At 50.6% G+C, this 20,633-nt stretch carries 16 protein-coding genes and 1 tRNA gene; 9 read left to right on the forward strand and 8 right to left on the reverse strand.

Annotation, left to right across the window (positions count from 1 at the left end; genetic code table 11):
• The first annotated feature begins 389 nt into the window (after positions 1–389).
• The 6 genes from METMI_RS0112145 (at position 390) to METMI_RS0112180 (ending at position 6,005) form a co-directional block, all read left to right on the forward strand.
• Positions 390–2,291: an autotransporter family protein gene (locus tag METMI_RS0112145; RefSeq protein ID WP_198007916.1), complete on the forward strand. Its 1,902-nt coding sequence runs from the start codon at positions 390–392 to the stop codon at positions 2,289–2,291.
• Positions 2,292–2,495: 204 nt separating this feature from the next.
• Entirely contained in the window at positions 2,496–3,170 is a 675-nt protein-coding gene (locus METMI_RS0112150; RefSeq protein WP_156829842.1) for a hypothetical protein, read from the forward strand.
• Between the two features lie 793 nt (positions 3,171–3,963).
• Complete coding sequence (locus tag METMI_RS0112165) at positions 3,964–4,269, forward strand: flagellar transcriptional regulator FlhD (RefSeq protein WP_019866571.1); 306 nt, start codon at positions 3,964–3,966, stop codon at positions 4,267–4,269.
• Complete coding sequence (locus METMI_RS0112170; protein ID WP_019866572.1) at positions 4,247–4,840, forward strand: FlhC family transcriptional regulator; 594 nt, start codon at positions 4,247–4,249, stop codon at positions 4,838–4,840. The genes METMI_RS0112165 and METMI_RS0112170 overlap by 23 nt, the downstream gene beginning before the upstream one ends.
• A gap of 72 nt (positions 4,841–4,912) precedes the next feature.
• Positions 4,913–5,509, forward strand: coding sequence for an STAS-like domain-containing protein (locus METMI_RS0112175; protein ID WP_019866573.1), 597 nt, complete (start codon positions 4,913–4,915; stop codon positions 5,507–5,509).
• A 16-nt stretch (positions 5,510–5,525) separates the two neighbouring features.
• Entirely contained in the window at positions 5,526–6,005 is a 480-nt protein-coding gene (locus tag METMI_RS0112180) for a FlhC family transcriptional regulator (RefSeq protein ID WP_019866574.1), read from the forward strand.
• 471 nt (positions 6,006–6,476) lie between these two features.
• Here METMI_RS0112180 and METMI_RS28300 read toward each other — a convergent pair whose 3' ends face one another.
• The 4 genes from METMI_RS28300 to METMI_RS0112205 all read right to left on the reverse strand — a co-directional run bounded on the left by METMI_RS28300 (position 6,477) and on the right by METMI_RS0112205 (position 9,539).
• The gene (locus tag METMI_RS28300) at positions 6,477–6,635 is read right to left on the reverse strand and encodes a tyrosine-type recombinase/integrase (protein WP_019866576.1); all 159 of its coding nucleotides are present in this window, start codon (positions 6,633–6,635) and stop codon (positions 6,477–6,479) included.
• Positions 6,632–7,438 carry a tyrosine-type recombinase/integrase gene (locus METMI_RS23890; RefSeq protein ID WP_198007917.1) on the reverse strand — a complete coding sequence of 269 codons (807 nt, stop codon included), beginning with the start codon at positions 7,436–7,438 and terminating at the stop codon, positions 6,632–6,634. The genes METMI_RS28300 and METMI_RS23890 overlap by 4 nt, the downstream gene beginning before the upstream one ends.
• Positions 7,439–7,527: 89 nt before the next feature.
• A tRNA-Leu gene (locus tag METMI_RS0112195) sits at positions 7,528–7,614 on the reverse strand.
• A 251-nt stretch (positions 7,615–7,865) separates the two neighbouring features.
• Positions 7,866–9,539, reverse strand: coding sequence for a formate--tetrahydrofolate ligase (locus METMI_RS0112205; RefSeq protein WP_019866579.1), 1,674 nt, complete (start codon positions 9,537–9,539; stop codon positions 7,866–7,868).
• A 214-nt stretch (positions 9,540–9,753) separates the two neighbouring features.
• On the opposite strand from METMI_RS0112205, the gene erpA reads away from it, so the two are divergent.
• Positions 9,754–10,086, forward strand: coding sequence for an iron-sulfur cluster insertion protein ErpA (erpA, locus tag METMI_RS0112210; protein WP_019866580.1), 333 nt, complete (start codon positions 9,754–9,756; stop codon positions 10,084–10,086).
• A gap of 75 nt (positions 10,087–10,161) precedes the next feature.
• Here erpA and METMI_RS0112215 read toward each other — a convergent pair whose 3' ends face one another.
• The 4 genes from METMI_RS0112215 to METMI_RS0112230 all read right to left on the reverse strand — a co-directional run bounded on the left by METMI_RS0112215 (position 10,162) and on the right by METMI_RS0112230 (position 15,925).
• Positions 10,162–11,271 (reverse strand): anhydro-N-acetylmuramic acid kinase, encoded by a 1,110-nt coding sequence (locus tag METMI_RS0112215; protein WP_019866581.1) that lies wholly within the window; start codon positions 11,269–11,271, stop codon positions 10,162–10,164.
• Position 11,272: 1 nt separating this feature from the next.
• Complete coding sequence (locus METMI_RS23895) at positions 11,273–12,337, reverse strand: M23 family metallopeptidase (protein ID WP_232215218.1); 1,065 nt, start codon at positions 12,335–12,337, stop codon at positions 11,273–11,275.
• Positions 12,338–12,688: 351 nt separating this feature from the next.
• Positions 12,689–13,486: an SHOCT domain-containing protein gene (locus METMI_RS0112225; RefSeq protein ID WP_019866583.1), complete on the reverse strand. Its 798-nt coding sequence runs from the start codon at positions 13,484–13,486 to the stop codon at positions 12,689–12,691.
• 264 nt (positions 13,487–13,750) lie between these two features.
• Positions 13,751–15,925: a glutamine synthetase III family protein gene (locus tag METMI_RS0112230; protein WP_029151661.1), complete on the reverse strand. Its 2,175-nt coding sequence runs from the start codon at positions 15,923–15,925 to the stop codon at positions 13,751–13,753.
• A 471-nt stretch (positions 15,926–16,396) separates the two neighbouring features.
• On the opposite strand from METMI_RS0112230, the gene METMI_RS0112235 reads away from it, so the two are divergent.
• Together METMI_RS0112235 and glk are read left to right on the forward strand one after the other, a co-directional pair.
• Positions 16,397–19,642 carry a glycoside hydrolase family 15 protein gene (locus METMI_RS0112235; RefSeq protein ID WP_019866585.1) on the forward strand — a complete coding sequence of 1,082 codons (3,246 nt, stop codon included), beginning with the start codon at positions 16,397–16,399 and terminating at the stop codon, positions 19,640–19,642.
• Positions 19,639–20,619 (forward strand): glucokinase, encoded by a 981-nt coding sequence (gene glk, locus METMI_RS0112240; protein ID WP_019866586.1) that lies wholly within the window; start codon positions 19,639–19,641, stop codon positions 20,617–20,619. Before METMI_RS0112235 ends, glk begins: the two co-directional genes overlap by 4 nt.
• Positions 20,620–20,633: the final 14 nt, after the last annotated feature.

Below are 20,633 nucleotides of genomic sequence, written 5' to 3' on the forward strand. Positions count from 1 at the left end.
TGCCTTCTTCCGGGCAAGTAACAGGAAGTCCTGACCAACTTGTGGGATGGGGGTACACATTGTCAAATAAAGATAGTGTTAACTGGTTTGAACCAACTGATTTGAGTTCAAGTTCATTTACCGTCGGTGTTCCCGATGCGAATTATTTTGATTTTCCGATATTGAAACCTGGCCAGACGGTGACCAGCAATTTTGACCTTAGCAGTACCAGCGGATTATATGGGTTGAAAATTTATAATTCCGCTAAAGAAGGACAAACCGATAGCGGGATTTTTACTATTCGTGGGGAATGGTGGAGCGGAGACCCTCTGTCAGGGGGCACTTTTATACAAAATGCTGTTTTGCAGTATGTCCCTTTTTCAGTGCTCGTATCAAGTTGCGGCTCTTATTTGGGTTCCCAAATTGGCACAGGTAAATGTATCGAAAATGGCACGATGACGGTGGATGTCAATGATCAAAATGTTACTGGGACACTTGATGTCCGTAGCAAAGGTGGTTTCATTGACACCAACAGCATCAACGGGACGGTAAGCGGTGTCATCAGTGGTGCTGGCGGGTTAACTAAAATCGGGCTGGGCACTTTAACGTTGACCGGCGCCAATACATACCTGGGCGGCACAACGATCAACCAAGGCACATTAGCAGTAGACGGCTCATTGGCTTCCGGTGTTACCGTCAACACCGACGGAACCCTACGTGGGATAGGGGTGGTGAACGGCAATACCAGCGTTGCAGGCCGATTGGCACCGGGCAATTCGCCAGGCACTTTGACTGTGAACGGTTCTGTGTCTATGGCTTCTACCAGCAAGCTTGAGATTGATATAGATGGTACTGGAACCGGCAACGGTGCAGGCAATTATTCTAGAGTTTTGGTGCAAGGGTCAGGTAATACGTTTACGGCGGCAGGTGATTTGCAGCCTGTGTTGCGGGGTATTACGGGTGATGCGAAGAATACGTTTAACCCTGTCATCGGTCAAAACTTCCAAATTGTGACTGCCACAGGCGGAGTAAAAGGTACATTCAATTCATTAACGCAACCCACAGCGGGATTGCCCACGGGAACGCGCTTCGATGCTTTGTACGATGCCCATTCCGTGCGTTTGGCACTAACGCCTAAATTTTACAGTGATCTGCCTAATATCGATCTGAAAGGTAATGCCGGCGCTGTGGGAACTACCCTGGATGCCATACGTCCTGCCAGCTTTGCTGCCAAAAATCCGATCTTCCAAGCATTGGCGACACAGTCAGAACCGCAAGTCGCCACAACCTTGCAACAAATGGATGGAGAAATCCACGCCGATCTGCTCGCCGCCAGTTTCAATGCCCACCGTTTGACCAGACAAGCCGTCTTTGGTCGTCTGAGTGATGTACGCTTGGGACGTTCATCGTCTATGACGGGTATCACCGCCCCAAATAACGAAAGCCTAGTTGGACAAGCCGCCAATAACGCCGCACAAAATTTGGAAGCGCAAGCCAATAAAAATCTCTGGGTGCGTGGCATGGGCGGCTTTACGTCCACCTATGCTGACAGGCAAGCCAATGGGTTCAATGAAAGCCTCTACGGTGTCATGCTGGGTTCCGATTATGCCATCGCCGACAATTTACAATTGGGGGCGGCCATTGGCTATGTCCACAATCAGGTGAATGCAAACCAGGCGAGTAGCGGCACAACCGACAGCATTCAATTTTTGGGGTATGGACTTTGGCAAAGGAATACCGAATTCCTGAATTTCGCATTCGGTTATGGACGGGACAATTACACCAGCCAACGCACGGTCAATTTGGGCGGTAATTCCGGCTATAAAACCGATGTTGACGGCAATAGCGGTTCCTTAGACGTGGAAGCCGGTACCCGCAGACGCATGGGCAGTTACACTATTGAACCCTCATTCGGAGTGCGGGGTGACATTATCAGCCGAGACGCTTTTAACGAAGGTGGTGTGGTGGGACTTAAAGCCAATTCGACAACGCTTTCTGCTGCCCAAACCCGTCTCGGTGCTAAATTTAGCCGTGGCATTGTGTTTGGTATCAATAAACGTATCACCCCGGAACTTCGTGCCTATTGGTTACATGATGAAGGCGATTCAATAGCCAGCCAATCACAAGCAACATTACTAGGCCAGGCTCTGCGCATCAATGCCGCCAATGCGGGACGCGATGCGGCTTCTCTGGGGGCGGGCGTAACGGTGGAAGTCGGCAAGAATATTGCCTTATTTGCAGATTACAATTATGAACACCGTAATGCCGCGAATGGACAAAATATCTTTGGTGGGGTGAGATTGAGTTGGTAAACGGTTAATTTTTTATGAGACAGCCATGCGCCCTTATGATCCGCAAGGGGCAACTCGCCGGGAAGACACTTCCCGTCTACCAGCAATTTATGAATTTGGAAGGCTAGTTTTGCCCGCCAATCAGAGCCAGGCTTAAGGCATACCCTAATTAAGCGTATAGCATTCCAATTATCTTAATCCACATTTTACAAAAAGGTTATAGACATGAAGATACATACACGATTACTAACATCCGTAATGCTAGGGTTCGTTACCCAGATTGCCAACGCATTAGATGGCGCGCAAATTAATACCAGTGCGCTAATTGGGGATTATGTTACCAGTAACAAAGGTCTTGAAACCGTTGTGCCTTATTGGTATCCATCCGACTCTGATGGGGATGGTAAATTTGATGGACAAAAATTTCATTTTGATGTTTATGCACTAGGAACAACTAAAAAATTGTTTTCTACTCCGGATCAATTTTTTAAAACATATATTGAAGATTTAGGCATAATAGCTAGTGGTTATAATTTTAATAACGCATTAAACATAGATATAAAGCGTATTGCCAACACGATAATATTATCTGCGGCAACCTACGATGTTGATGAATCTTTTGGTGGCAACAGGGCGATTTATATATACGCGGTTGATCTTTCCGTAGCGGGTAACACAGCTTGGTATAAAACCTATACTTCAGGCCAAGGCCTTATAGGAACAGGCATTTTGCCAGATATAAATGGTAACGGTATAGGCGAATTATCAGTAACAATGTGGACATATAAGTTTTCACTTACTGGTGCTGTCCGTGACACTGCCAATATGGTTGTTTATGTTTACGATGGTAAAACGGGTGAATCACTGGCTGCACCTAAAACCTATCCGATGCAGCGTTAATAAATGGATCAACTGAGCGGGACGGGGTTTCGTAACCTGTCTCTTGATCACAATTTAGCCTGACTGAGCTGGTAGCCCTGGAGCCGCTCTTGTAACCGGAACCAACCGTGCCACAGGGTGTCCCAACCGACGCGGCCTGTGCGCTTTGTGTCGGAAAAGCCACCCAATTTTGCAATGGCGTAATACGCCCAGCGTATGAGGGGGCGGTTTCTGGTAAGGGCTTATGGGCTGCGTTACATCAGATATTAAGGCCAAGATGAAAAGCATTGGAATCTTGGATTAGGCGTTTATAGGGAACCTTGGCGGGAAGATCTTGCAAATCAAGTATCCATATCTAAGCTGGAAGGCAGGTAACCATTCTACTGCGGTCACTAACACTCGAAACTTAGTCGTCAGCAATTGGCCGTTGCCGACCACTCCCCCCATATTACCGACGGCTGCTTTTGGCATTAGTTGAGGTGGCGAAAATATTTCTGAGGGCTGCGGTAATGAAATAGGTTGGTCAACGTTGATTTCAAGGTTGGCCATTTGACGCGAGAAGACTCACAAGTGCCACAGCCTGGAAAAAAGCAGCCATCTTTGTTAGTCCGCGTTTTAGACCGATTTTGTGACCGGTATCACCGAACTCTAAGAAAACGCTCCCTTTTGGGGTTTTTAAAAAAATCCCCAACCTCCCGCCCCGCAAAGCCTCCCACGTTTTGTGCATCAAAACCATTATCTTCCGTACAGGACAACGCCAATAATCCTCGCCTAACATGGTGCCCACTATCGTAAATTGGCCTGAGGACTCCCGATGTCGACCCTCGAACAAGACCTTGCCCACTTGAATTTTGAATACCTGATGCTGGCACGGGAATGTGCCCGGAGCAATCCCTTGGAAGCCGCCTGGCGGTTTGGTGTTGACCCGGAGCAGATCGGGGAAATTGCCGGGTATTCCTTGGAAAGGATACGGGAACTGTCAGACATCGCGAGAGCCGTAGTGACGCTCATTCCGCTAAACACGTCACAAAACGTCTCTTTGGCATCCCATAGCGCATTACTAATCCCCGTTAAAAAGCATAAGATGGAGGGGCTAAATGCCCCGCTTACCCGCCAATAAACTGTCTGACATGGGCTATATCTGGGTTGTTGCCGATAAACTGTTCAGATTGGGCGCGAGACCTCCCGTCGTGCGCTCTTTGTGCCCTATCGGCAAAAAAACCGCGATACGCCTTTACCAAACCATCTACCAGCAATCACCCAAACAAGGCCTGTTGCCTTATGATCCCTACTGGATTGTCCGTTCTTCGGTGATCAATATCCATGCGTCAATATTCCTGGGGCTTTTTCAGGATTTCACCCGGCAGCAAAACCAAGACGGATGTCCTGCGGAGACATTCATTGCCGCCTATGAACTGTATTGCCGGGTAGTGGCACATAATCCTCATCCCAGCAAACTGGAAGCCGGGGTGACACAAGCCATTTTGTTGGACATTAACCGGGCATGGCAATTATCCGGGCAATTGCGGGCGGGTGAAATAGGGCTGGTCATTTGCGGGAAGTGCCAGGCAAGGCATGTGGTGCTCACTAAAATGCCCAAGCCTTTCCAACAATGCCCGATCTGTGAGGTCTGGGCTGACAAGTCGGGTCGGCGCCGATGGGTTACTGTCAACGCAAGGAAAATTACCTGACCGGCTATCTGTGTTCATGGACAGTTTTTTGAAACCGGGAATGATTGGACAATCGCCTGGGGGAGAAAGAAAATGTTTATCGCTGTTAAAAACATGACCGACCTAAAAATTCCCCAACCTTGCCATGGTAAAAGTTTGGCGAGGTTAGCCCGTGAATGCTTTACCAGTCACCAGGCCTTAATTGTCGATTTCGACGGTGTCGGTGCGATCAGCCAAGGTTTTCTTCAGGAATTGTTTTTGCCTTTGGTGGCGGAATATGGCGCTGATTTTCTTCGTAGCGAATTACAGGTTACTAACGTCAGCCCGGATGTTGACGAGGCCATGAAGTCGGCTTTCAACACCAGTGCGTTGAATCATTTCTTTGACCAACGAGAAAACCTGCTCAATCAAGCCGGTGACGGGGAAATTTATGAGCTGAACCTCGCCTGGCTGATCAAAGCCCGTGAATTGGCCAGGGAAAACGGGATACTAGCCGAATTGATGATGGGGATAGGCGATGAAGCGCTCCGTCTGGCGATCAGCCAGTTGTCCATCAACGATATCCAGCAGCTTGCCCAAGCCGGTTGGCTATGTTTTGCGCCGCGATTTACGGCCAACTTCCTCCAGGACTTGCTAACCCGGCCTCATGACGTGGTGGATGTGCTTTTGGGTTTGAGTGGCCCGCACTGACCCGTGGGTACAGGGTATGTTCAAGAATTCTGCCCGGCAAGCATTGGCACTGGAACTGCTGAAACGTCATGCCAGGATCTCAATCGTCCACAGGGAAACCGCAATACCCAAGCAAGTGCTCAGAGAAGCCTACCGTGAATTGCATAGCCGCTCGCCAAGTCCGGGCGCGTTGAAATACTCCACCCAAGGGCTGACACGGAGCGTGAGGAAACGCAAGGCCGTGACGCTGTTTGCCGTGTGCTTCCAAACCGTCGAATCACATAACCGGAAGGATAACCACCAAATCCAAAAGGTACTCGTTGCTTTTGACTTGTTCAAAAAGTTTTACCCGGACAGCCCACTGGATTTTTCGGAGGCATGGGTGGTTGCACGGGATCTGATGGCGAAACAAATTGAGGTCGTTAGATGCCCTTACTGTGGATCGGCAGTTTTGATAAATGGACGAGATGGCAGTAAAGAACGTTGCGATGTTTGTAACAAAGCAATTGAATCTTAAAGAACTGGCGTTATGTTAACCATAATTTCTAGAATAGAGATAGCATCCCAATTACCTAATGTTGATCAAAACAGGCTTAATTTAGGGGAGTATGGTTCGGATGATAGGTATCTTGGATGTCAATCATAGGCTATGTCAGAGTTTTTTCTTGAAAATTATTATATTTACAAGAAACGTCTTATTTAATGCGGATTTTTGTTTTCACTCTAAGCCACTTCAAATGCAGGTACCATAATTAAAGGTGACATAACTATCAAATAAGACAGGAGTATTGATGAGCAAAATTCTGTACATTAATGATTTGGCAAAAGAGTTGGGTACTACCACGGATGCTATACGCGGTCACATCCAGCGGAAGAGTGATGCAATACCACCTTTTTTCAAGCGGGGTCGACGTATTTGTTGGAGCCAAGAAACTGTAGATGCGTGGATAAAAAAGATGGATTGCAAGGGGAGAAAGGCTTTAGGCATTTAGCCCAGGCGTTTTGCAAGATCCGAAGCTGCAATATGGGTATAGCGTTGCAGCATGGCTAAAGATTTGTGTCCGGTGATACTGGCAACTTCCATAATAGAAAAGCCCCGTTCAAATAGCCGGCTTGTCGCCTCATGCCGTAAATCATGAAATCTCATCCCCTCCACGCAGCATTGCAGGCTGCTTTGAAACGATGTGTCATGTCATCAATATATAAGCCAAACACCCGGCCGTCTTCGCGGCGAGGTAGCGCTGAAAGGGTCTTTTTGGCAACCGAGGATAGGGGGACATGCCGTACCGTTCCATTCTTGGTTTCCTTAAGGGTTACCACATCACCTCGAATCATATCCCAACGGAGGGATGCAATTTCGCTGCGGCGCATAGCTGTTTCGATAGCGATTGTTATGACTGCGTTCATTTCAGGATTGAGATGTTCCCGGATGACGTCTTCTTCGCCAAAACAAAAGCGGCGATCTCGTGCGTTGTTAACCTTGGGTGATCGAACAGACATTACTGGGTTCGTAAGATATTCCATACCCCATTCTTTCCTGCAGATGGTGAATAAATGGCTTATAGTCGCCATCTCAACTTGAACGGTTCTTGGTGAAACTTCCTTGAGCCTGGCGTCACGGTATGTGGCAATATCAACGCCACGAACTGATGCTAAATAGCGACAGCCAAGCGTACTTTTTTGAAGCAACATAATGCGGGAGCGCTCGCGTTTAGCACCTTTCTTTGTTGGGGTGATTTCTGTTAGATATCGATCCCAAGCTTCCGCAAGGGTAGTGCGTTCAGATTCCTTAGTACAGATAAAGGAACCGCGAAGCATTGAAGATTCAATCTCAGTCGCCCAAAGTTCAGCCTCTGGACGAGTTGAGAATGCTTGTGATTTCTCAGGATAGCCTGTTCGACGTACGCGAACGAACCACTTGCCGTTAGATAGTTTACGAAAAGCTGCCATTTTGTACCTATAATTTTCACTATTGGTAATAAAATGGTAACGAATTTTTCTAATCTGTCAAGATGGTTGTGCTAACTGTTTGAATTTTATGGTGCCTCGGGCCGGAGTCGAACCGGCACGGTGTTACCACCGAGGGATTTTAAGTCCCTTGCGTCTACCAATTTCGCCACCGAGGCATCTATACCTTGCAGTAAGCCACGTATTATATAGCAAGAATTAAAATAAACTAGCCCCGGTTGCCTTATTTTTCATAAGAGGGTAAAAATGTTAACGGGAAGGCATAGGTTTAGATGTTGTCGGGCGGGCTGATGTTTCATCCATGGCGACCAGAGAAAATCGGTATAGCCTTAAAAGACGAAGGCCATAAAGTAACGGTCAATGCTTTGTGGCCTTTGTGATTAGTAAAGTTTTGATTAATGTTAGGTGTTTAAAATAATCCGGTGATTTTCCCATTATCATCAATATCAATGCGTTCCGCCGCCGGGACTTTGGGCAAGCCGGGCATGGTCATCATGTCACCGGCGATGGCGACGATAAAGCCCGCTCCATTGGCCAAGCGTACATCACTGATTTCCACGGTATGCCCGGATGGTGCGCCTTTGGCGTTGGGGTTGGTGGAGAAGGACATTTGGGTTTTGGCCATGCATATCGGGAAGGTGCCGTAATCTTTTTGCCAAGTGGCCAGTTGGGCTTTAATTTTGGGGTTGGCGTTGACTGTCCCTGCCCCGTATAACTTAGTGGCGATGGCTTCGATCTTTTCCCATAAGCTTAAATTTTCATCGTAGACAAAGGTAAATTCCGGTTCGCGGTTATCGACGATCTTGGTGATTTCTTGTGCCAAGCTTTCCGCGCCCGCACCACCTTCCGCCCAATGTTTGGACACAATGCAAGTAGCCCCTAGCGCCGCGCATTTGGCTTGTAACAAGGCAATTTCGGCTTCGGTGTCGAAGGTGAAATGGTTGACGCACACGACGCAAGGCAAGCCGTAATGTCCGGTGACGTTATGGTAATGGCGTTCCAGGTTGGCGAACCCTTGTCCTAATGCGGCAAGGTTTTCTTGGTTAAGGGCTTCTTTGGCAACACCGCCGTGGAATTTTAATGCCCGGACGGTGGCGACCAGCACCACGGCGGAGGGTTTCAGGCCAGACATGCGGCATTTGATGTCGATGAATTTTTCCGCACCCAAATCCGCGCCGAAGCCTGCTTCGGTGACGACATAGTCCGCCAGTTTCAAGGCCGTTTTCGTGGCGGTGACGGTGTTGCAGCCATGGGCGATGTTGGCGAACGGGCCGCCGTGGATGATGGCGATATTGTTTTCCAGCGTTTGCACCAAGTTTGGTTTTATCGCGTCTTTCAACAATGCCGCCATCGCGCCGTGGGCGTTCAGGTCGCTGGCGTAAACGGGCGTGATTTTGTCAGATTTATAGCCGATGACGATACGCCCTAAACGCGCTTTCAAATCGGCGCGGCTGGTGGCGAGGCACAGGATTGCCATCACTTCGGACGCGACGACGATGTCATAGCCGTCTTCGCGTAAATAGCCGTTCGCCGCACCTCCCATGCCGACGACGATATGGCGCAAGGCGCGGTCGTTCATGTCCACGACGCGCTTCCATTGGATGCGGCGTGGGTCTATGTCCAGATCATTGCCGTGGTTGATGTGGTTGTCGATGAGTGCTGACAACAAATTATGCGCCACGCCAATGGCATGGAAATCGCCGGTGAAATGCAGGTTGATGTCTTCCATTGGCACGACTTGCGCGTAGCCGCCGCCCGCCGCACCACCTTTGACGCCAAAACATGGGCCCAGCGATGGCTCGCGCAAGCACATGATGGTCTTTTTGCCAATGCGGTTCATCGCATCGCCCAAACCAACGGTGGTCGTGGTTTTGCCTTCGCCCGCAGGGGTCGGGCTGATCGCGGTCACGAGAATCAGTTTGCCGTCTTCTTGGTCGGCGAGGCTGTTGATGTATTCCAGCGATATTTTGGCTTTGTAATGGCCGATGGGATCGAGATGTTCGGCGGCAATGCCATAACGTCGTTCGGCTAAACCGATGATCGGCTGCATTTTGGCTTGTTGGGCGATTTCTATGTCAGACATTCTGGTTCCTGGGTTAATTTTTATGCGGATTGCTGGGTGGAGGCTAGCCCTAAGAGGTGGGTCGCGGCGGTTATAATTTGAATGTTCAAGCGCTATTTTACTGTTTCTGTAGGGCGGAGGTGGAAATTTTCAGGAGCTTGGGGTAATTGTTGACTAAACTACTGGGTATAGTCATAATCAGTGTTAGTTTTATTGAAAAAGAAGAGGTTTAATTATGGCTGATCCAATTATTTTTACCGACAGCGCCGCCGGCAAAGTCAGTGAATTAATCGCCGAAGAGGGTAATGACAACCTGAAATTACGGGTGTATGTTTCAGGGGGCGGCTGTTCAGGCTTCCAATACGGTTTTACGTTTGATGAGGAAGTCAATGAAGATGACACGCAAGTGGTGAATGGCGGCGTGACGGTGTTGATTGACTCGATGAGCATCCAGTATTTGGCGGGTGCGCAAGTGGATTATAAGGAAGATTTGTCAGGTGCGCAGTTTGTGATCCGTAACCCGAATGCGACGACGACTTGCGGTTGTGGATCGTCTTTTTCTACATAACTTCGTTTCTAAGCCTGCAAAAGCGGTATGAAAAAGCCAACATCCTTTCAAAGGATGTTGGCTTTTTAGCTTCAATCAACAAGCCGGATAAATCCCGCCTAACACGACCGTCTTATCGGCTCCCGTCACTTCTTTCAGGTTGCCAGGCAAATGCTGTAAGGTTTGCCGCGCCAACCACGCAAACGCCATCGCTTCGACATGGTCTGGATGGATGCCAAATGCTTCGCTGGACTGCACAGGGCAGGGCAGGTATTGTGCGAGCAGTTCCAGCAAATAGCCATTATGCGCCCCGCCGCCGCAGATGATCGCTTGCCCGGTGCCAGGGGCGTAGTGCCTGATGGCGTCGGCGAGCGTGAGCGCGGTCAAGGCACATAAGCTAGCTTGGATATCTTCGGTGCGGTATGCCGCCAGCGGGGTTTGTTGTTCCAGCCACGGCAGGGAAAAATATTCCTTGCCCGTGCTTTTTGGCGGGGTGGCTTGGAAATAAGCGTCTTCCCGCCATTTTTCCAGCAAACCCGCTTGGATTTGTCCGGTTCTGGCCCAGGCGCCATCGGCGTCATAGGGTTTGCCTTGGTGCCGGGCTATCCACTGGTCCATCAGTATATTGCCAGGGCCGGTGTCGAAACCAATGACGGGGCTTTGGTTGTCGGCCGGCAAAACGGTGATGTTGCCGATGCCGCCGATATTGGCGATGCAACGCGCCACGCCAATTTCGCTAAATACGGCTTGATGGAAGGCGGGGACGAGCGGTGCGCCTTGCCCGTTGACGGCAAGGTCGCGGCGGCGGAAATCGGCGATGGTGGTGATGCCTGTGCGTTCGGCAATCAGGTTCGGGTCACCTATCTGTAAGGTAAAGGGGGAGTCGCCATTTGGCGCGTGGTAGACGGTTTGCCCGTGGCTGCCGATGGCGCGGATTGCCGTGGCGGGAAAGCGGGCTTTGTCGAGCAAGCTGTTGGCGGCGTTGGCAAACAGGCAGCCTAGTTGCATGTCCAATGTGCCGTAATCTTTCAAGGGGATCAGGGCATCGGCGACGCTGATATGCGCAATCGCCGCTTTCAAATCGGCGGGGTAGGGCAGGTATTCAAACTCAACCAATCGGATGTGGGAACCGCTAAAATCCACCAGTGCGGCGTCTATGCCATCAATGCTGGTCCCTGAAATTAGGCCGATATACAATTCGGGCATATTAGCGTGGTGCTTGCTGGTTTTTGGCGAACAAAGTCTTAGCTTTGGCCGAGTAAAGCTGGGCGACAATAGTCCGGGTTTGCGCTTTAAAGTCTTGCAATGATTCCCTGTTTAAAGCCATGGCGTTACGCGAACCGGAAGCGGTTGTTTCGGGGTTGCGGTGCATGCCATCGACCCGGAATTCATAATGCAGATGCGGGCCTGTCGCCAAGCCGGTTTGCCCTACATAGCCAATGACATCACCCTGGGAAATGCTGTCGCCTTCCGTTACATTCGGGCTAAAACCGGACAAATGCGCGTACAGCGTTTCAAAGCGTTCGCCGTGCTGGATAATGACGACCTGTCCGTAACCGCCTTTACGGCCCATAAAAACGATGGTGCCGTCACCCGTAGACTTAACGGGGGTGCCAGTCCTCGCCGCATAGTCGACCCCTTTGTGCGCACGGATACGGTTGAGGATAGGGTGCCGGCGGTGCGCATCAAAATGCGAGGTGATGCGCGCATAATCGACTGGCGTACTTAAGAAGGCCTTGCGCATGGCTTTACCTTCCGGGGTGTAATAATTGACATTACCCTCGGCATCTTCATAACGTACCGCCGTCAACACTTTCCCTTCGGTCACAAACTCGGCTGCAATAATACGTTCGTCGTCTGTCCCGTTGCTTTGGTATATGACGGTAAACTCATCGCCGACATGTAAATTGGTCGCAAAATCAATGTCCCATGCAAAAATATGGGTAAGTTGCGTGACCAGCCCTTCTGATAAACCAGCTTCTTGTCCGGCATCCTCTAAAGAAGAGGTGATGGTGCCATGCGTGGTTGTGTAATCGTAGGAAATGTCGGCGTTATTTGAGTGGTCAATCGCCTCGGCCTGATGTTCGCTTGGGATAAACGAATGGATACGGGGGGTGGCTGCGGTAGGTTCCATCTCAGTTTTGATAAACTGGTTTTGCGATGGCAGATGGGGGATGGTCACGGTGAGCGGCGGCAGGATTTTTTCCAGATAAGTCCTACCTGCCTTATGGATTTTTTTCTTGCTGAACAGCCGTTTTTGCGCGAATGCCACATCATGTTGCTTGTGCGCGTTTTTCAAACGGGCAATGAATTTGTGTTTGCCGAGCGGGCGTGCCGCAGCCCGCTTAACGGGTGCTTGGCCATGTTTTTTAGGCGATTTGGCGGCAACAGATAACTGTCTTTTATGCGCAGTATGAGCTGGTTTTGCATAACTAGACGTGGTTAAAATGGCTAAACCTACACCTATTATTAAGGATGTATAAAATTTATTTTTCACGTAACGTTAGTTAAGTAGTTGAAAAAAATGAAGAACGTCAAAAATACCTGTCCTTTGGAAACATTTTAAGGGTTTTGTGAAATATTACCAAGTTTTAATTTGCCCGCTTTTTGCCGTTGGTGCGGGTTACAAGCGGCTTAACAATTCCGCTTTTTTGTTGTTGAATTCAGCATCGGTCAAGATGCCTTTTTCGCGCAGGATCGCCAATTTTTCGATCGCACCAAAAATATCGTCTTCCTGGTTTGACGAAAGGGCGTTGCCGGATGGTTGGGCAACATAGGTGTTGGCTGCCTGGGGTGCAACAGGGACATTGTCAATTGAGATGACAGGTAGGCTTTGGACATCCACTACCCCGTATTGGCTGTTAAAAGTGACCGAGCTGCCGCCAGATTGTTGTTGCGAAAAGCCGCCGATTTGATGGTCTAGCGTGTCATACAATGTCACATGCCCATTGGCTTCGATGGCCAATCGCCGGATCGTCGCAAAGTAAGCGTATTTGATGTTGTTTTGTGATCCCGTGCTGTTAGGGAACTGTAGGCCTTGGGGCCACCAATTGCCAGTGTTGCCGCCAGTGGGTTGGACGAACAAACTGACTGGGCCGGCGGTGTTCGGGTTGCCTTGGGTTTGGCTTTGGAAGGTATGGCTTTGCAATACATTCGGTTGGTTGGCAAGCAAATTGGCCAGTTCTTGGCACAAATTGCCGATGCTGTTTTTCAGGCCGTTATTGAACATATCGCCAATCATAATCATGCCGCCCCGCATCCATTGCCCGGAACCGCCAAATTCAGGATGGCTAAATTGCGCCATGGAGCCGTTGCCGTTTTGGACGGATTGCAACAGGCTAAGCACGGCGTCAACGCTGAAGTGGTAGCGTTGCGCGATATTGTTGATAATCTGCTGACCTTCAGGTGTGAGCTGCGTCATAATAAAATTCCACGTTAAAAACTAAAATTGGGAGGTTATCAGGGCGTCACCTGATTTGGATTGGTAGCCAGTTTAATGCAACGGACGGTTAAAAGCACGGGTTAGATGACGCTTTTAATGGCATTGAAGTGGATCCCCCAACCTGAGCAGTTGGGGGATCCGTTTAAATGAAGGCATTTTGAGTGCGTCATGGCCTAGGAAGGTGGTCGGACAACCTTGGCTATGCGCTACGGGGGCGGGGTTCCTGGCATTGCGCCAGAGCGGTTATTTTATGAACAACATCTCTTGGTAAGTGGGGAATGGCCACAATTCATCTGCAACTTCACTTTCAAGGGCATCGGCATAGCTGCGGACTTCATCCATCAATGGGCGGATGGTTTTGGCACAAAACTGCATGTGCCCTTCGGTGTCGGCAAAATCGTGTTGGCCGAGCGCGTTGCTGAGCTTGCCGACCGTCGCCATCATGGTGTTCAAGGTGGTTGAGACCTTGATAAGGTTTTCATTGCCGAGTTCAACGCCATTGGATTTCAGGCAACTGATCGTGCCGGACAAATCAGACAGGTATTTTACGACTGCCGGATAAATGCCGGTTTTCGCCATGCTGATGACCAATTTGGCTTCCACTTCTATCGCCAAAATATATTGCTCGGCATAGATATCGAAACGGCTGGCAAGTTCCACGGGTGACAAGACACCGAGCCCGTCAAACAAGGCTTCAATTTCCTTTTCTTTCAACACGGGCAGGGCATCGGCGGCGGTGCGCAGGTTGCGCAAGCCGCGTTCTTCAACCGCCATTTTGTGCCATTCGGCGGAATAGCCGTTGCCGCCGAAAACCACGGCACCGTGGTTGTCGATGATTTCTTTCAACACCGTCAGAATGGTGGCGTCCAAAGTGCCGCCTTTAGCCAATTCGCTTTCCATGGCGTCAGCGACCCAGTTCAGCGAATCGGCGAGCATCGTGTTCATGGCGACCAAGGGGCCGGCGACGGATTGGCCTGAACCGACGGCGCGGAACTCAAACCGGTTGCCGGTAAATGCAAACGGGGAGGTGCGGTTGCGGTCGCCTGCGTCTTTGTTAAATGTCGGTAGGGTCTTGATGCCCAAATCCATGACCCCGGCATTCAAGGAGCCCGTGATTTCGCCTTTGCTGATTTGCTCAAAGACGTTATCCAGTTGCGTACCCAGATACACCGACATGATCGCTGGCGGCGCTTCGTTCGCGCCTAAGCGGTGGTCGTTGCTGGCGGTGGCGATGGCGGCACGTAACAAGGGGCCGAACTTGTGGACGCCCCGGATCACGGCGCCGCAAAACAACAAAAATTGCGAGTTGGAATGGGGCGTCGAACCGGGGTCGAGCAAATTGCCCTGGGTGGCGTTGCCGACTGACCAGTTGACGTGTTTGCCGGAGCCGTTGATGCCTTTAAAGGGTTTTTCATGCAGCAAGCAGACCAAACCGTGCTTCTTTGCGGTATTCCTCAAGACCGTCATCAGCAATTGCTGGTGGTCGGTCGCCACGTTGGCGGATTCAAAAAACGGCGCGATTTCAAATTGCCCTGGGGCGACTTCGTTATGGCGGGTTTTTGCAGGGATGCCGAGCCTGTACAGCTGCTCTTCGACATCCTGCATGAACACCTGGATGCGTTCAGGGATGGCGCCGAAATAATGGTCGTCAAATTGCTGGCCTTTGGCGGGGGATGCGCCGAACAAGGTGCGGCCCGCCAACAACAAATCGGGGCGGCTGCTGACAAAGTTCGCATCGACCAGGAAGTATTCCTGTTCTGCGCCGCAACTGGAATTGACGGGCGCGATGTCGGTGTGTCCCAGCAATGACAACACCCGATGGGCGGCTTTGTTCATGGCGGCATTGGCGCGTAGCAACGGGGTTTTTTTGTCCAGCGCCTCGCCGGTCCAAGATACGAACACCGTGGGGATGCACAGTGTCGCACCGTTATCGGTGGTCATGATGAACGCGGGGCTGGTCACGTCCCAGGCGGTATAGCCACGGGCTTCAAAGGTCGAACGGATGCCGCCGTTGGGGAAAGAGGAGCCGTCCGGCTCGCCTTGCACCAACACTTTGCCGCTGAATTCGGAGATCACCGAGCCGTCGCTTTGCACGGAAATGAAGCCATCGTGTTTTTCGGCGGTGGCGTTAGTCAAGGGATAAAAAACGTGGGCGTAATACAGGGCGCCTTTTGATAAGGCCCAATCTTTCATCGCCAAGGCAACGACATCGGCGATGGAAACATCCAATTCCGAACTGGCTTCAATGGTTTTTTTCAACGATTTGAAAATTTCCTTAGGCAAGCTTTCCTTCATTTTGCTTAAGGTGAAGACATCGCTAGCCCATAAGCTGTCAAGCGTTGAAGGTGGCTTAACTGGCATTGGTTGGCGGTTGGTGATGGTCTGGATAGCCTGAATACGCATTGCATTTCCACTCATTAATTTGCTCCTGATCAGCTATTGAATTTACTATGGTAGAAAGCAATAAGCGAACCAACTTTAGTGTTGAGTCAGGTTTTCCGGAAAATCACGCGGAAAATGCTGGTTTGTCCCGGATTGTGGGGAATTTTTCTGGGTAAAACGTTGGTTCTTCGGTCAGTTTCAGTGCGATGGCCTGATTGATAATGGTGCGTTTGGTGGATCCGTTCCTTTCAAGGTTTTGCGGGGTTCAGCCAGTAAGCTTAAGCCTAATAACGGGGGTTTTCTTTCCTACGTCCTACGGGCCGCATGGGGACGTTGCAATACACACAGTATTTTTGATGGGCATATCCCATACCTTAAAATCCTTTGCGGCGGCTTCGTCCCGGATTTCGCCAGCCACCGCCGATCCTTAGCCTGCACCGCCTTTGGCATAATATCTGCTGTTTCTATCGTGTAAATCTTTCAATAACCCAACAATAAATAATAACAATGAAGCAAAATGTTGATCTTGAACAGCTAGAACGCTATTTCCAACAAGTGCAAGGCATTATCCTCAGCCGGCAGCACTGGATCAGCGGCTTGTTGCCTGCCAGCACCGCCGTGACGGCGCATGGCAATTACACGGATGCCTGGGTCAGGGATAATGTCTATAGCATTTTGGCGGTGTGGGGCTTAGGCCTGGCTTACCGCCGGGTGGAAGGCCATCCCGAAAATAACAACAAAGGCCGCACTTACTTGTTGGAACAAAGCGTGGTCAAGCTGATGCGTGGCCTGTTGGCGGCAATGATGCGCCAATCGCCCAAAGTGGAAAAATTCAAGCACACCCAAAACCCGCTGGATGCTTTGCATGCCAAATACGACACCAAAACGGGGGCGGTGGTCGTCGGCGACCATGAATGGGGGCATTTGCAACTGGACGCGACGTCGATATTCTTGTTGATGTTGGCGCAAATGACCGCCTCCGGTTTGCGCATCGTCTTTACCCTTGATGAAGTCAATTTTGTCCAGAACCTGGTGCATTACATCAGCCGCACTTACCGCACGCCTGACTATGGGATCTGGGAGCGCGGCAATAAGATCAACCACGGCATCGCGGAACTGAACGCCAGTTCCATCGGTATGGCGAAGGCGGCCTTGGAAGTCATGTCGGGGTTTAATTTGTTCGGTAAAGACGGCGGCCAAGCTTCGGTGGTGCATGTGATCAGTGATGACATTGCCCGTACCCGGATTACCTTGGAATCGTTGTTGCCGCGCGAGTCCATCTCCAAAGAGGCCGATTCGGCGGTGCTCAGCATCACCGGATTTCCTGCGTTTGCGGTGGAAAACCAGGCGATTAGGGAAAAGACCGAGAAACTGATTTGTGACAAGCTCCAAGGCCGTTATGGCTGCAAGCGCTTTTTGCTGGACGGCCACCAAACCGTCATCGAAGACAGCAAGCGCCTGCATTACAACCCTCAGGAACTGAAGCAATTCATGCACATAGAATGCGAATGGCCGTTATTTTTCAGCTATTTGCTGCTCAATAAGCTGTTTTCTGGGGATACGGTGGCCGCGGCCGATTACCGCGCTAAATTGGAGGGTTTGCTGGTCGATCATAACGGGCAAAAACTCTTGCCTGAGCTGTACGTTGTCCCTAAAGAAGCCATCGAAGCTGAAAAGGCCAAGCCCAACAGCCAAACCCGTGTGCCGAATGAAAACGTCCCGCTGGTTTGGGCGCAAAGCCTGTTTATCCTCGGTAGCCTGATCCAGGACGGCTTGCTGGGCATTGATGATATTGACCCCTTGGGCCGTTACAAGATGGCCAGCCAGCGGCAAGATTGCACGTTGCAGATTGCGGTCCTGGCCCAAGATGAAAGCGTGCAAAAAGATTTGCTGGCTTGTGGTGTCCGGGCCCAAACCTTGACCGAGGTGTCGCCGGTCCAGATCCGGGACGCCAGCGAATTGGCGGCGGCCTACACCCACGTCGGCCGCAATGACCGTTACGAATTGACTGGCCGTCCGTTGCGGCAGTTACGCACCTTGTCAACGTCCAAGCTGTATGTTTTATCAGGCGCGCAATTGGTGTTCCTGCCGCAATTCCTCAACCAAAAAGGTTTTTACCTGGCGATGGACAACCGCCTGCTGATACAGCGCTTACGTTTGGAATTGTCGTATATCTACAAACATTGGGACAAGGCGGGTAACCCTTTGGTGGTCATCAGCATCAAGCAAAACATGCTGGAAAGCCATAACCGCGCCGTATTGGTTGAGTTCATCGAAGAGCTGCAACGAGGTTTTGTCAATAAGGTCCCGATAAAGCTGGGTTTTATCAGCGATTTCACGGGGACTTCCAATGAGGAAAAAATCAATTACCTGCATGATTTTGAGTTTTCCAAAGCCACTTGGCAGGAAACCGAGCGGCCTTTTTTCCATGTCCTGCCATTTGATGACGGGCCTTCCAAACCCTTGGACACGCTGTTCTTGACGGTTTGGGAAATCAGCGACGACAAGGCCTTGCAGGAGCAGTTGGAAACCAACAGCAATCTGTATGTGCAACTGGAAGTGTTGGGCCAATTGGGGCAACGCCATGGTTTGGATTACGCGCTGGAATTGGCGTCCGCCGGCACCCAAACCTGTACGGTGCGTGATTTGTTGGAAGAAATCTACGAGCGGGCCGGCGACCAACATGCCTGGTATGTGGTCAGGCGTTGCGCCGGCTTGCTGGGCAAATATGACATCAATCTGGAACAGGCGGCGACCGATATTCTGGTGCGCCAGCATTTATTGACCGTTGGCCGCGCCTATAGCGGACGGGCCACGCTGACCAGGCCTACGGATTCCTGGGAAATTTTGCAGACCATCCGCACTTTCAACAACAACAACGCCAGCGAGTTGATTATTATCCAAGAGCTGATCCTATATCTGGGCATGTTGGTGAAATCATCGCCTGAGCTGTTTGCCGATATGCACACGGTCAGGGTAGGGCATATCCTGCAATTGATTTTGGTCAGGCAAAAACGCGAAACGGGCTGTACGCTGGATGGGGCTTTTAATGAAATCCTGTTTTTGTCGCCCTACCAGTTGTCGCAAAAAGTCCGTGAGACTTTGGCGGATTACAGCAACACCGAAAGCCAGTTAAGCCAGGTCGAAGCCCTTAATTATGAAGGCGATTGCAAGGATTTGGGGCAGGCACGGTTTTCCAAGTCCATGGATGCCGAAGACCATGCCGGGACGGCGGACTGGTATGACTGGCGCGAACGGCAAGGCAGTGTCGGGCGCGAAAACGATGCCTTTTTTGCCAGCGTTTGGACGATCCTGCATCACTGCAATGGCCTGATGATAGGCGAAAAACTCAACAGCAAACGCCGCTTGGACAGCGAGACGATCTTGTCGCAAATGACTTCCGGCGAACAAAGTTTCAAAATACACGTCAGCCATTTGCTCAACAAAATCCAATCGCCCGTTTATCGGCAGCTGACCGTTGAGGCGATCAAGGCCATCGCGTCAATTTTCCATAATAATTCTTTGCAGATTGATGATACGCTAGTCACCGATGTCATTATCGGGCATGCGGTGCGGATTTGTTGGCTACAGGCCCATCCGCAGCATAAGGACAGTTATGAAGAACACGTTTCGATTGCCTGGCAAGCGTTTTACCAACTGCCGCCGCATCGGGTCGCTAACGGCATCTTGGACGCAATCGTACACTTACTGAATAATAACAATAAATTACAGACAGAAGAGGCAAACGTATGATACTTGCAGGCGATATAGGCGGCACCAAAACGGTATTGGCATTATTAAGCAAAGAGGCGGATGGCACACGGAGCGTCCAGTATGAACAAGCGTTTGCAAGCCTTGCCTACCCAGAGTTTGAAGACATCCTGAAAGAGTTTTTGCCCATTGATGTCAACATCAGTTCGGCTTGCTTTGGCGTGGCGGGGCCGGTGGTCAACCAGCGTTGCCAAACCACCAATCTGCCGTGGTTGTTGGATGCCGAACGGCTGAAAGCCCAATTAGGGACGGAAAAGGTAAAGTTACTGAACGACCTGGAAGCGATGGCGTTGGGGATGTTGTTTTTGCCGGAAGACGACTTGCTGGAATTAAACCCGAACGCGCAAGAACTGCCCGGCAATATCGCCGTGATAGCCGCCGGAACCGGGTTGGGCGAGGCGATTTTATATTGGGACGGCAACCAGCACCACCCGATCGCCACCGAAGGCGGCCATTGCGATTTTGCCCCGCAAACCGAGCAACAGGACGCCCTTTTGGCTTACCTGAGGAATAAATACCCCGAACACGTCAGTTGCGAGCGGCTGGTTTCCGGCATGGGCTTTAGCAATATCTATGATTTCCTCTGTGAACACGATTTCGCCACCGCCTGTTTGGCCGTGCCGGAGGTCAATGACATCGACAATGGGATAGATAGGAACGCGGTCATTTCTAGGCTTGGTGTCAGTGGCGAAGATGCCTTATGTGCCGAAGCGGTGCGTTTGTTTGTCGAACTTTATGGCGCGGAAGCCGGCAATCTGGCGTTAAAAGCCTTGGCGATAGGGGGGGTGTTTATTGGGGGTGGCATAGGCCCGAAAATTTTGCCGATGATGCAGGACGGCAAGTTCATTTCGGCGTTTAAGGCCAAAGGCCGTTTCGCCGGGTTGTTGGATAAAGTGTCCGTGAAGTTGTCCTTGAACGCCCGCACGCCCTTGATCGGGGCGATTAATTATTTTGCCTAGGCGGCAAACTTTAA

This window comes from Methylovulum miyakonense HT12, from assembly GCF_000384075.1.
Taxonomy (GTDB): domain Bacteria; phylum Pseudomonadota; class Gammaproteobacteria; order Methylococcales; family Methylomonadaceae; genus Methylovulum; species Methylovulum miyakonense.

Coding starts and splice junctions, on each gene's coding strand:
- METMI_RS0112150 (WP_156829842.1), top strand. CDS start 2,496: ATGAAGATACATACACGATTACTAACATCCGTAATGCTAGGGTTCGTT.
- METMI_RS0112215 (WP_019866581.1), bottom strand. CDS start 11,271: ATGCCCGAATTGTATATCGGCCTAATTTCAGGGACCAGCATTGATGGC.
- METMI_RS23890 (WP_198007917.1), bottom strand. CDS start 7,438: ATGGCAGCTTTTCGTAAACTATCTAACGGCAAGTGGTTCGTTCGCGTA.
- METMI_RS28300 (WP_019866576.1), bottom strand. CDS start 6,635: ATGAGATTTCATGATTTACGGCATGAGGCGACAAGCCGGCTATTTGAA.
- METMI_RS0112165 (WP_019866571.1), top strand. CDS start 3,964: ATGTCGACCCTCGAACAAGACCTTGCCCACTTGAATTTTGAATACCTG.
- METMI_RS0112230 (WP_029151661.1), bottom strand. CDS start 15,925: ATGAGTGGAAATGCAATGCGTATTCAGGCTATCCAGACCATCACCAAC.
- METMI_RS0112205 (WP_019866579.1), bottom strand. CDS start 9,539: ATGTCTGACATAGAAATCGCCCAACAAGCCAAAATGCAGCCGATCATC.
- METMI_RS0112235 (WP_019866585.1), top strand. CDS start 16,397: ATGAAGCAAAATGTTGATCTTGAACAGCTAGAACGCTATTTCCAACAA.
- glk (WP_019866586.1), top strand. CDS start 19,639: ATGATACTTGCAGGCGATATAGGCGGCACCAAAACGGTATTGGCATTA.
- METMI_RS0112225 (WP_019866583.1), bottom strand. CDS start 13,486: ATGACGCAGCTCACACCTGAAGGTCAGCAGATTATCAACAATATCGCG.
- METMI_RS0112175 (WP_019866573.1), top strand. CDS start 4,913: ATGTTTATCGCTGTTAAAAACATGACCGACCTAAAAATTCCCCAACCT.
- erpA (WP_019866580.1), top strand. CDS start 9,754: ATGGCTGATCCAATTATTTTTACCGACAGCGCCGCCGGCAAAGTCAGT.
- METMI_RS0112170 (WP_019866572.1), top strand. CDS start 4,247: ATGCCCCGCTTACCCGCCAATAAACTGTCTGACATGGGCTATATCTGG.
- METMI_RS0112180 (WP_019866574.1), top strand. CDS start 5,526: ATGTTCAAGAATTCTGCCCGGCAAGCATTGGCACTGGAACTGCTGAAA.